We start from the raw sequence: 10,959 nt of genomic DNA on the forward strand, positions 1-10,959 counted from the left end.
GGCAGCCGGTCAGCGTCGGCTACGGCGGGGCGGCGCCGTGCGTCTGTTCGGCGCTCTGGCGCGCCGCTCGGCTCAGCTCAGCCAAGGCCGAGTGCAAGCGCGGTCGTCGCGCCCCACACCAGCATCGCCAGCCCGGTTCCGGCCAGCGCCGGGATCAGGGCCAGGCCCTGTCCGCCGGAACGCACGGGGGCATTGGCCTTGACCGCCAACGGAAGTGCGACCAATCCGACCAGCGCCCACGGGGTGCGGGCCACCAGGACCAGGGTCACCACGAACGGCACCACCAGCAGTGCCAGATGCAGGGTGCGGGTGCCCCGGTCGCCGAGCCGCACCGCGAGGGTGCGCTTGCCGGACTCGGTGTCGGTCGGGATGTCGCGCAGGTTGTTCGCCACCAGCACCGCGCTCGAGAACGACCCGACCGCGACGGCCGAGACCGCGCCCGCCCAGTCGATCCGCTCCGCCTGGACGAACTGGGTGCCCAGCACGGCGATCAGTCCGAAGAAGACGAACACCGCGACCTCGCCGAAACCGCTGTACCCGTACGGATTCCTGCCTCCGGTGTAGTACCAGGCGCCGGCGATGCACAGCGCACCGGCCAGGATCAACCACCAGGCGGACGTCAGGGCGAGCACCACCCCGACCACCCCGGCGAGCGCGAAACAGGCGAAGGCCGCCCGCTTCACGGCGGCGGGCGAGGCGAGCTTCGAGCCGACCAGCCGCAGCGGCCCGACCCGGACGTCATCGGTGCCGCGGATTCCGTCGGAGTAGTCATTGGCGTAGTTCACCCCGACGATGAGCGCCACCGAGACCACCAGGGCCAGCACGGCCTTCCACCACACCGCGCCGCCCAGGGAGGCCGCGGCGCCGGTACCGACCAGCACCGGGGCAATCGCGTTCGGCAGGGTGCGCGGTCGGGCACCCTCGATCCACTGCGAGACAGAAGCCATGAAGCGATCCTTGCACCTACCCACATTCCGCATGCGGACCGCCGCTCCGATTAGCATTGTCGCCGGTGCAACCCGATACGAGCGACTCCGCAGTGACCGCTGATCCCCGGCCACTGATTGTCGTGTCCCTTTTGGGTGATATCTCGACGCGCCGAGGCGGTGAGCTGGTGCCGTTGCCGGGGGCACGGGCGCGCAGCCTGCTGGTGGCGTTGGCCTGCAGGCCCGGCCGCAGCCGCAGTGCCCAGGCCCTGATCGAGGACGTGTGGGGAGACACGCCGCCGCGTTCGCCGATCAATGCGCTGCACACCCAGATCTCGCGGTTGCGTGGGGCACTGCCCGAGGGTGCGATCGAGATGGGGCCCGCCGGGTATCGGCTCGACCTCACCCGTGCGCAGGTCGACCTCACGCTCGCGCGGATGTGGGAGCAACAGGCGCAGCAGCTGATCTCCGAGGGTGACCCGCGCGGGGCCATCGACACGATCCGCCGGGCCAAGGCGCTGTGGCGCGGCGAACCCGGCGCGGACCTGCCGGCAGGCGAGCTGGCGCGGGAGCTGGTCGACGAGGGTCAGGCGCGACTGGCCGCGTTGGATGCGGTGGAGGTCGTCGCCCTCATCGAGGGAGGTGAACTGGGTGAGGCGCTGCCGCTGGCCGAGAAGATGGCAGCGCGCGCCCCGCTCGACGAGCGCGCGCACGAACAGCTGATGGTGGTGCTGAACGGACTCGGCCGCGCGAACGACGCGCTGGAGGTGTTCGCCGGACTCCGCCGCCGGCTCGCGGACCGACTCGGCACCGACCCGTCGCCGCGACTGGTGCGGCTCAATGCCGCTGTGCTGAGCGGGGAACTGCCGGTACGTGCGCTCCCGGCGGACTCGGCGCCGGAGCCCGCCCGCGCCGCGCCCCGGCCTGCCCTGATGGCGGTCGGCCTGCGCGCGGCGCCGAACGCGCTGCTGGGACGCCAGGCGGACCTGGACGTGATCGAGGACCTGCTGACGACCTCCCGGGTGGTGACCGTGCTCGGTCCCGGTGGAACCGGAAAGACCCGAGTCGCGCACGCGCTCGGCTCGCGGGCCGCGGAGCGGGTTCCGGTCGCCCTCGTCGAGCTCGCGTCGCTGCGCAGCGGCGAGGACGTGGTCACGGCGATCAGCGGCACGCTCGGGCTCAGTGAGGCCGAACTCACCCCCGGCACCGCGTTGAACAGGGCTCGCATCTACGACGCTCGCGACCGGCTCCGGGAGGCGTTGTCGGCCCGGCCGACGCTGTTGATCCTGGACAACTGCGAGCACCTGATCGACGATGTCGCGGAGGTGGTGGCCGACCTGGTGGCGGCAAGCGTGAACCTGACCGTGCTGGCCACCAGCCGGGCCCCGATGGCGATCACCGCCGAGGCGGTGTACCCGTTGCCGCCCCTGCTGATCGACGAGTCCGGTTCGCCCGCAACGGATCTGTTTCGGGCTCGTGCGCTGGCCGTGCGTCCGGCGGCTCGGCTCGATCCGGTGGAGGTCGCGCGGCTGTGCCGGACGCTCGATGGTCTACCGCTCGCCATCGAGCTGGCTGCCGCCCGGGTCCGCACGATGAGCGTCGCGGAGATCAACGCCAGGCTCGACGACAGGTTCGCGCTGCTGCGCTCCGGTGACCGGACCTCGCCGGAGCGACACCGCACCCTGCGGGCGGTGATCGAGTGGAGTTGGAATCTGCTCGAAGCGGATCAGCAGGCTGCGCTGCGCCGATTGTGCAGGTTCCCTGCGGGTTTCACCCTCGCCGCGGCCGTCGAGGTGGCGCAGTGGGGCGAGGTGTCCGATATCGCCGATGCCCTCGACGGTTTGGTGAACCAGTCGATGCTCTCGGTCGTCGAGGGGGCGGATTCCTCGGCGCTGCGCTACCACATGCTCGAGACGGTGCGGGAATTCGGCGACGGGGAGTTGGCCGGCGCGGACGAGTCGGACGAGGTCGCTGCCCGCACAGTCGCCTGGGCACAATCGTTCTGTCTGGATGCGGTGCGGGACTTCCTCGATGGCGATCAGGTCGCCACCGCCCTCCGGATCGAGGCCGAGCACGACAACCTGCTCGCCGTGCTGCGCCACACGCTGTCCGTCGGCGACGGGGTGGGCGCGTTGACCGTGTTCCCGGTGCTGGGTGTCACGTGGTCCTTCCGCGGGGCCCATTCCGAGGTGATCGCACTCGCGCCCCGGGTCCTCGAGATCGACCCCAGGCGGTACAGCCCGGAGTCGCTGTCGGGGAACTGCCTGGCGCTGACCTACCTGGTCATCGTCGGTCACACCGCGTTCGTCGGTGTCAGCAGGGCGCTGGCCGTGACCCGGCTGCGGCTCCGGGCGATCCTGGCCTCTCGGACGGACATCGACGAGGCGGTACGGATGAACGCCGCGCTGGTGACCATGCCCGTATCGGGAAAGGGTCTGGCCCGCAAGCTCGCTCGTGCGATCCGGTCCGAGAACCCGTCGGCACGGTCTTCGGCCTACATGGCCCGGGCCAACCTGCGGGAGAACAGCGGCGACCTGTACGGCTCCTGGTCCGACGCCATGGCGGCCAGGGAAATCGCGGAGGCAGGCGGAGACGTCTGGGGCCTGGCGATGGTGCTGCAGCACCTCGGCAGCCTCGCCGGGCAGTCCGCGCGATACGGGGAGGCGGTCGGGTACTACCGGCGGGCCGCCGAACTGCTCTGGGACCTGCACGCGTACGAGGAGAGCACCACGCTGCGCAGCTATATCGGGGCCGCGCTGGTCGGTGCCGGCCGTGTCGAGGAGGCCCGACGGGAACTGGTGGCGGGCGGGTCGGCCGTTGAGCAGGTGGAACTGTCCATTGCGGGGGACCGGTCGACGTTCGGCCTTGGCGATGCCAGGCAGAGCGCGGGCGCGATCGCGGCGGCGATGGCGGAGGTGGACCTGGCCGAGGGCTCGGTGGATGCGGGGCTGCGCGGGTACCGGCACGCGCTGGAGTTGGTCGGCTGGGAGAACACGGGGGTGACCCCGGATCCGTTCGGCTTCATGCTGCTGGCGGCGACGGTGGCCGCGCACGCGCTGGCGGGTCGCGGCGACGAGATCGCGGACCTGGTCGACACCTACGCGGGGATGGTCATGACACATCTCGGGCCGGACGGCTACCCGGATCTTCCGCAGACCGGCGGGGTTGCGTGTGCGGTGGGCAGCTTCGACATCGCGACCGGGCGGGACCCCGCGGGCGGGTTGCGGATGATCGCCCTGTCGACCAGGGTCGCCGCCCGACAGGACTTTCCGTCGATGCAGTCGTCGCGACACCTGGGCGTGGCACGCGAGGCGCTCGGCGTGGAACGGGTGGACGCGGAACTGGCACGGGTCGAGCGGATGCCGCGGAGGGTCGCGCGTGACGAGATCCTGGTGGCGCTGCGTGACCGTACGGATGGGGAGAGAACGCCACTGTGAATCGGCTGCCCGCGCCTGGGCGCGGGCAGCCGATGATTATCAGGCCTTCGACAGCTCGTGTGGTTCGGCGGCGGTGGGGCTCGGCACCGGGGTGCTCGCGCGGCGTGCGGGGATGGCCACGGTGACGGCGGCGGCGACGAGGGCGACCCCGCAGCCGATCAGCAGTCCGGTCCGGAACCCGTTCTCGGTGGGCAGGGTGTAATCCCCGACCTGGACGCTCATCTGGGCGAGCACCACGCCGACGACGGCCGCGGCCATCGAGGTGCCGAGGGAGCGCATCAGGGTGTTGAAACTGTTGGCGGATGCGGTCTCGGACAGCGGTACCGCACCCATGATCAGCGCGGGCATCGCCCCGTAGGCGAGGCCGATGCCTGCGCTGCAGATGCAGACCACAATCAGTAGGCCCCAGGTCGAGCCCATCAGCAGCATCGAGGACCCGTAGCCCGTGGCGATGACCAGGCTGCCCGCCAGCAGGGTGATCTTCGGTCCGCGCGCAGTGGAGAGCCGGGCACCGAGGGCGGCGACCAGCATCATCACCAGGCCGCCGGGCGCCATCCACAGGCCCATCGCCAGCATCGACTGACCCAGGCCGAACCCGGTGGACTCGGGCAGCTGCAGCAACTGCGGGATGATCAGCGACTGCGCGTACATCGCGAAGCCGATCACGACGCCGACGATATTGGTCAGCAGCACCTGCCGCCGAGCGGTCACCCGAAGGTCGACCAGCGGATCCACGGTGCGCAGCTCCCACCAGCCCCAGGCGAGCAGCACCAGGACGGCGGCGACGAAGAGGCCGATGGTGGTGCCGCTGGTCCAGCCCCAGATGGCGCCCTTGGAGACAGCGGTGAGCAGGCACACCAGGCCGACGCCGAGCCCGAGTGCGCCGAGCAGGTCGAAGCGGCCGCCCGCGCCCAGCACCGGTGTGCCCGGCACGAACCGCCAGATCGCCACGGCGACCAGGACACTCAACGCGGTGGCACCCCAGAACAGCACGCGCCAGCTGGTGCCCTCGGCAACGGCCGCGGCGAGCGGCAGGCCCACCGCGCCACCGATTCCCATGGACGCGCTCATCAGGGCGATCGAGGAGTTCAGGCGCGCGGGCGGCACCAGGTCCCGCAGGGCGCTGATGCCCAGCGGGATCATGCCCATCCCGATGCCCTGTAGGGCCCGTCCGGCGATCATCGGCAGTACCGACGACGCCACCGCGCAGAGCATCGAGCCGGCGATCAGCGGTACCGAGCAGACCAGCAGCATGCGGCGCTTGCCGTACAGGTCTCCGAGTCGTCCGGTGACCGGGGTCGCGACCGCGCCCGCCAGCAGTGTCGCGGTGATCACCCAGGATGCGTTGGACGCGGTGGTGTCGAGCAGGCGCGGCAGGTCCCCGATCAGGGGGACGACCAGTGTCTGCATGAGCGCGGCGACGATGCCGGTGAAGGCAAGCACCCCGACCAGGCCATTCGGGTTGACGGTGGGGCTCGGACCTGACACGGACCATCTCCTCGACTTCGCGAAAGCACTGGATGTGCTCGATGCACAGAGTATGCACAATACATATCAATTGCATTATGCAAATCCCCTGCACCGTGCATGCGATGGGTATCGTGCAACCGAGGCGACTCCCGCTCTGGAAGCCCGGACCGGCGGGCGACACGGGGATCGACGGAAGGCCGCATGGACAAGCCCACGCACTTGATTGAGTTCGAGACGATGCTGCTCGGGCGGCATCTCAATCTGCACAACCCGCGGCCCCGGCGCGACGAATATCAGCTCGACCGCAGCGCCTACACGCTGCTCAGCAGGATCAGCATGGGCGGACCGATGTCCATCGGGGAGCTCAGCGATGCCTTCGGGCTCAATACCTCGACCCTGCACCGCCAGACCTCCGCCATGCTGAATTCCGGACTCGTCGAACGCATCCCGGACCCCGACGGCGGCATGGCCCGCAAATTCGCCATCACCGCCGAGGGGGAGCGCCGCCTCGAGGCGGAACGGTCCTACAACGTCCGGGCGCTGGGGAGCGTGATGGCCGACTGGGCTCCGGAGGACGTCGAGGCGTTCGCCGGGTGGCTCAAGCGGTTCAACACCGACATCGAGCGACTGGCCGGGCGGCCGTGGCCGCGCCCAGGGAGCTCGGGAACCGCCGAGGCGAGCGATTCGGAGTAGCCGCGACACGAAAGATCCGTACCCCGAACGGGATACGGATCTCTCGAGCGGCGACCGCCGCGGCTAGGTCTTGCGCATGTAGGTCCGGACGGTCAGCGGTGCCATCACCGCGACGATGATCGCGGCACCGAGCAGGGCCCATACGACCTGGATGCCGAAGTGGCCGTCGTTGGCCAGATCGCGCACCGCGGTCACCAGGTGCGAGACCGGGTTCACGTTCACGAAGGCCTGCATCCAGCCGGGCATGGTGTGGGAGGGCACGAACGCGTTGGACATGAAGGTCAGCGGGAACAGGATGAGCATCGAGATGCCCTGCACCGACGAGGCCTTGTTCATCAGCACGCCCATCAGTGCGAAGATCCAGCTGATGGCGAAGGCGCACACCATCACCAGCAGTCCGGCCGTGACGACGCCGATCACGCCGCCGCCCGGTCGGTAGCCCATCGCCAGGCCCATGGCGAAGGTGATGGTGGTGGCGATGAAGTAGCGGACCATGTCCGAGAGCAGCGCGCCCGCGAGCGGTGAGATGCGGGCGATGGGAAGGGATTTGAACCGGTCGAACACACCCTTGTCCATGTCCTCGCGCAGTTGGGTGCCGGTGACGATCGAGGCCGTGATGACGGTCTGCACGAGGATGCCTGGAATGATGATCGGCAGGTAGGACTTGACGTCGCCGGAGATGGCGCCGCCGAAGATGTAGGTGAACATCACCGTGAAGATCAGCGGCTGGATCACCACGTCGAACAGCTGCTCGGGATTGTGCTTGAGCTTGATCAGGCCACGGTGGGCCATGGTGATCGACTGTGCGACGGTCTCGCTCAGGCTGATCGACCGAGCCGCGGGCGGCGGTCCGGGATGGGTGCTCCTGGTGTCGGGCGCGAGGGTGGCGGTGGTCATGCGACGCTCCGTTCGGTGTCGGACTCGGCTGCGGCGGAATCGGATTCGTCGGTTCCGTGGCCGGTGATGGTGAGGAAGACCTCGTCGAGGCTGGGCTTGCTGACCGTGATCTCGTCGACCGCGATCCCGTGCTCGCGCAGCCTGATCAGCAGTTCGGGGGTGACCGACGGGTCGGTCAGCGGGGCGGTGAGCCTGCCCGCCTCCGGGGTGATCGCGACCTCGACGCCGAGCGATTCGGCGAGCAGCGATCGGGTCTGCTCGACGCGCGTCTTGTCGACGAGCTTGAGTTGCAGCGCGGACATCCCGACCGAGGCCTTGAGTTCGTCGGCGGTGCCGTCGGCGATGACCTTGCCGCGGTCGATGACCGCGATCCGGTCGGCCAGTTGGTCGGCCTCGTCGAGGTACTGCGTGGTGAGCAGGACGGTGGAGCCCTCCGCGACGAGCCGGCGGATGGTCTCCCACATCTGGGCGCGGGTGCGCGGGTCGAGGCCGGTGGTGGGCTCGTCGAGGAACAGCAGCGGCGGGTGCGCGATCAGGCTGGCGGCCAGGTCGAGACGCCTGCGCATGCCGCCGGAGAAGTTCTTCAGTGGCTTGGTTGCGGCCTCGACGAGGTCGAACTCCTCCAGCAGTTCGGCGGACTTGCGGCGGGCGTCCGATCGGGAGAGTCCGAGCAGCCTGGAGAAGATCATCAGGTTCTCGGTGGCGGTGAGGTCCTCGTCGACGGAGGCGTACTGGCCGGTGACCCCCACCAGGGAGCGGACGGCGGTGGGTTCGCGCACCACGTCGTGGCCGAAGACCCGGGCCTGCCCGCCGTCGGGTCGCAGCAGGGTGGCGAGCATCCGGACGGTGGTGGTCTTGCCTGCGCCGTTGGGTCCGAGCACGCCGTAGACGGAACCGGTCGGGACGGTGAGGCTGACGCCGTCGACGGCCGTGGCGTCTCCGAATCGTTTGACCAACCCAACCGCTTCGATGGCGGGGGGAACCGAGAGGTTCATGCGGTGTCCTTTCGTGGAATTCGAATGACACAACAGTGCGGGGCCGCCCTTGCACGGGCCTTGCGTCGCGCATGCGGGGACTGCCGGGGCGCGACAGTCGTTGCTGTCGCGGTGCAAGGCCGGTGACTCAACCCTGGTCGACGAGCTGGTGCGAGCAGTCCTCGACGGGATCGGAGCGCGCCGAGTGAGAGCGCTATACCGTCGCGGGGCCGGTGAACTGCTCGGCCAGTGCCCGGCGGTCCACCTTGCCGGGTCCGCGTAGCGGCAGCGCCGGCATCAGGTGCAGTTCGCGGGGTGCCGCGGTCGAGTCCACGGTCCGCTCCACGTGGGCGCGCAGATCCACGAGGGTGGGCGCGGTGCCCGCGGCAGGCACGACCGCCGCCACCACGCGCTGGCCGAGCCGCGCGTCGGGAACCCCGAACACCGCGCATTCGGCAACCGCGGGATGGGCGGACAATGCCGCCTCCACCACCTGCGGGACGACCGTCAGCCCGCCCGTCGAGATCGCCTCGTCCAGCCGGCCCGTGATCGAGAGCACGCCGTCCGACAACAGGCCCGCGTCGTCGGTGCGGAACCATCCCGGTTCCGCGAACGCCGGATGGTCGGGCAGTCCGCGGTACCCCGAGGCCAGCACCGGTCCACCCAACAGCACGCGGGAGTTCTCGATCCGCACCAGTACCCCGTCGAGCGGTACCCCGTCGTACACGCAGCCGCCGCAGGTCTCGCTCATTCCGTAGGTACGGACGACGTTGATGCCCGCGGTGCGTGCCCGTTCGAGCACCGGCGCCGGGGTCGCGGCACCCCCGAGCAGTACCGCGTCGAGCTCGGCCAGCGCGGCCGTCGCCGCCGGGTGCTCGAGCGCCTTGATCAACTGGGTCGGCACCAGCGAGGTGTAGCGGCGCGGTCCGGTCATCGCCGCGATCGCGCCCGGCAGCAGGGTGGGGTCGAAACCCGTTGCGACGTCGACTATTACTGGCTCGGTGCCGGCGAGCAGGCTGCGCAGCAGCACCTGGATCCCCGCGATGTGGTGTGCGGGGAGCGCCAGCAACCACGACCCGGGACCGCCGAGGCGGGCGTGGGTGGCCTCGCCGCTGGCGCGCAGCGCGGCGGCGGTGAGCAGAGCGCCCTTGGGGGTCCCGGTGGTCCCCGATGTCGCGACGACCAGAGCGGTTGATCCGTCGATCGGCTCACCCGGGTGCAGGGCATCGGTCAGGCGCCGGATCTCGCGGTCGTCGTCGGCGGGCACGGGGAGCAGCGCCGGGCCGTCGCCCGCGAGCGCGCGTTCGAGCTGGGGGAGTGTCTCTCGGGTGGCCGGGCCGGATCGGACGGGTAGGACCTCGAGCGTGCCGGTCACCGTCTCAGTCTTCCGAGCACTCGTGCTGCACGGACGCCACGTCGACCCGGTCGAGCATGGTCCTCAGTGACGCGAGGTCGCGCTCGGAGAAGGCGGCAAACAGTTCGCGTTCGGCCTCGTTCAGTGCGGAGTCGACCTTCCGGAGCGCCGCCGTGCCTGCCTCGGTGATCTCCACGATATGTCGCCGCCGGTCGGCCGGATCGCGGCGCCGCTCGGCCAGGCCGTCGCTCTCCAGTTCGTTGAGGATCGCGACGAGTTGGCTGGGGTCGACCTCGAGCATGTCGGCGAGCGCTCGCTGGCTCACCGGGCCGGTGCCGAGGTGCATCAGGGTCATCGCGTGGCGCGGGTGCAGTCCGGTTACCCCGAGGGCACCGCGAATCCGGGCGCTGGTGGCCTCGCCGCGCCAGGCGAGGATGAACCCGAGGCGGTCGGTGGGGGCGCCGTCGACCCGTTCTGCAGCCATTCAGTCACCGTATCAGGACCTCCATTTTGGAGCCTCGTCAATCATTGTTACGCTTCAACGATCTTGTCAGGTAAACAATTGGAGGTCGCTCATGTTCATCGCCTATGCCGTCATCGCTGTGGTCCTCGCCCTGGCCCTGAGTACCTCGGCGTTTCTCACCTTCACCCGCAACGAGAAGCTGGTCGGGGGCTTCGCGGAACTCGGCGTTCCCGATGCGTGGCTGCCGCGTCTCGCCCTCGCCAAGGCTGCGGGTGCCGCCGGGTTGCTGATCGGGCTCGTGGTGCCGGTGATCGGCGTAGCGGCGGCGATCGGTGTCGCCCTGTACTTCCTCGGCGCCGTCGTCGCACACGTGCGAGCCCACGACTATGCGATCGCGCCCGCGGTCGTGCTCGGGCTGGCGGCAGTCGTCGCGGTGGTGCTCCGTATTACCTCTGCGTGAGGTGTGATCCTCGGCCCGGGGAGTGTGTCGGACCCCGGCGGTAGAATTTCGAACATGAGTTCGATCGACAAGGTCGGGGCTTCGGGACAAGTGCAGGAACACCTGTCCACGATCGCCGATGCCATCGAGGGACTGTGCGACAGCGATTTGACCGGGCTCTCCGACGCCGAGCTGACCGACACCATGCGCCGGTTGGAGAAAACGCTGCGCCGGGCCTCGGCGGTCGGCCACAACCTGATCGTCGAAACGGCCGAACGTTCGCTGCCCGGCAAGCTCGGTCACAAG

At 69.8% G+C, this 10,959-nt stretch carries 9 protein-coding genes and 1 pseudogene; 4 read left to right on the top strand and 6 right to left on the bottom strand.

Annotated elements, in window-relative coordinates:
- Nucleotides 1–77: 77 nt before the first annotated feature.
- The gene (locus C8K38_RS03845) at nt 78–947 is read right to left on the bottom strand and encodes a 1,4-dihydroxy-2-naphthoate polyprenyltransferase (RefSeq protein WP_097210310.1); all 870 of its coding nucleotides are present in this window, start codon (nt 945–947) and stop codon (nt 78–80) included.
- A 122-nt stretch (nt 948–1,069) separates the two neighbouring features.
- Between C8K38_RS03845 and C8K38_RS03850 the strand changes: the two genes are divergently transcribed.
- Nucleotides 1,070–4,363, top strand: a complete 3,294-nt coding sequence (locus tag C8K38_RS03850) for a BTAD domain-containing putative transcriptional regulator (RefSeq protein ID WP_257017053.1) — start codon at nt 1,070–1,072, stop codon at nt 4,361–4,363.
- Between the two features lie 39 nt (nt 4,364–4,402).
- Here C8K38_RS03850 and C8K38_RS03855 read toward each other — a convergent pair whose 3' ends face one another.
- Nucleotides 4,403–5,851 carry an MFS transporter gene (locus tag C8K38_RS03855; RefSeq protein WP_097210311.1) on the bottom strand — a complete coding sequence of 483 codons (1,449 nt, stop codon included), beginning with the start codon at nt 5,849–5,851 and terminating at the stop codon, nt 4,403–4,405.
- Nucleotides 5,852–6,034: 183 nt separating this feature from the next.
- Here C8K38_RS03855 and C8K38_RS03860 point away from each other — a divergent pair, with 183 nt between their 5' ends.
- A complete protein-coding gene (locus C8K38_RS03860; RefSeq protein WP_097210312.1) occupies nt 6,035–6,526 on the top strand; it encodes a MarR family winged helix-turn-helix transcriptional regulator in 492 nt (163 codons plus the stop codon).
- 63 nt (nt 6,527–6,589) lie between these two features.
- On the opposite strand, the gene C8K38_RS03865 is transcribed toward C8K38_RS03860, so the two are convergent.
- The 4 genes from C8K38_RS03865 to C8K38_RS03880 all read right to left on the bottom strand — a co-directional run bounded on the left by C8K38_RS03865 (nt 6,590) and on the right by C8K38_RS03880 (nt 10,235).
- The gene (locus C8K38_RS03865; protein ID WP_077040709.1) at nt 6,590–7,423 is read right to left on the bottom strand and encodes an ABC transporter permease; all 834 of its coding nucleotides are present in this window, start codon (nt 7,421–7,423) and stop codon (nt 6,590–6,592) included.
- Nucleotides 7,420–8,418, bottom strand: coding sequence for an ATP-binding cassette domain-containing protein (locus C8K38_RS03870; protein ID WP_097210313.1), 999 nt, complete (start codon nt 8,416–8,418; stop codon nt 7,420–7,422). The genes C8K38_RS03865 and C8K38_RS03870 overlap by 4 nt, the downstream gene beginning before the upstream one ends.
- Before the next feature lie 193 nt (nt 8,419–8,611).
- Entirely contained in the window at nt 8,612–9,772 is a 1,161-nt protein-coding gene (gene menE, locus C8K38_RS03875; protein ID WP_097210314.1) for an o-succinylbenzoate--CoA ligase, read from the bottom strand.
- 4 nt (nt 9,773–9,776) lie between these two features.
- On the bottom strand, nt 9,777–10,235 hold the full coding sequence (locus C8K38_RS03880; protein ID WP_097210315.1) for a MarR family winged helix-turn-helix transcriptional regulator: 459 nt from the start codon (nt 10,233–10,235) through the stop codon (nt 9,777–9,779).
- Nucleotides 10,236–10,326: 91 nt separating this feature from the next.
- Here C8K38_RS03880 and C8K38_RS03885 point away from each other — a divergent pair, with 91 nt between their 5' ends.
- Complete coding sequence (locus tag C8K38_RS03885; RefSeq protein ID WP_097210316.1) at nt 10,327–10,674, top strand: DoxX family protein; 348 nt, start codon at nt 10,327–10,329, stop codon at nt 10,672–10,674.
- A gap of 54 nt (nt 10,675–10,728) precedes the next feature.
- Nucleotides 10,729–10,959, top strand: a pseudogene (locus C8K38_RS03890) (HNH endonuclease); the annotation flags it as partial.

It is taken from the genome of Rhodococcus sp. OK611 (assembly GCF_003050885.1).
Classification (GTDB): domain Bacteria; phylum Actinomycetota; class Actinomycetes; order Mycobacteriales; family Mycobacteriaceae; genus Rhodococcus_G; species Rhodococcus_G oryzae.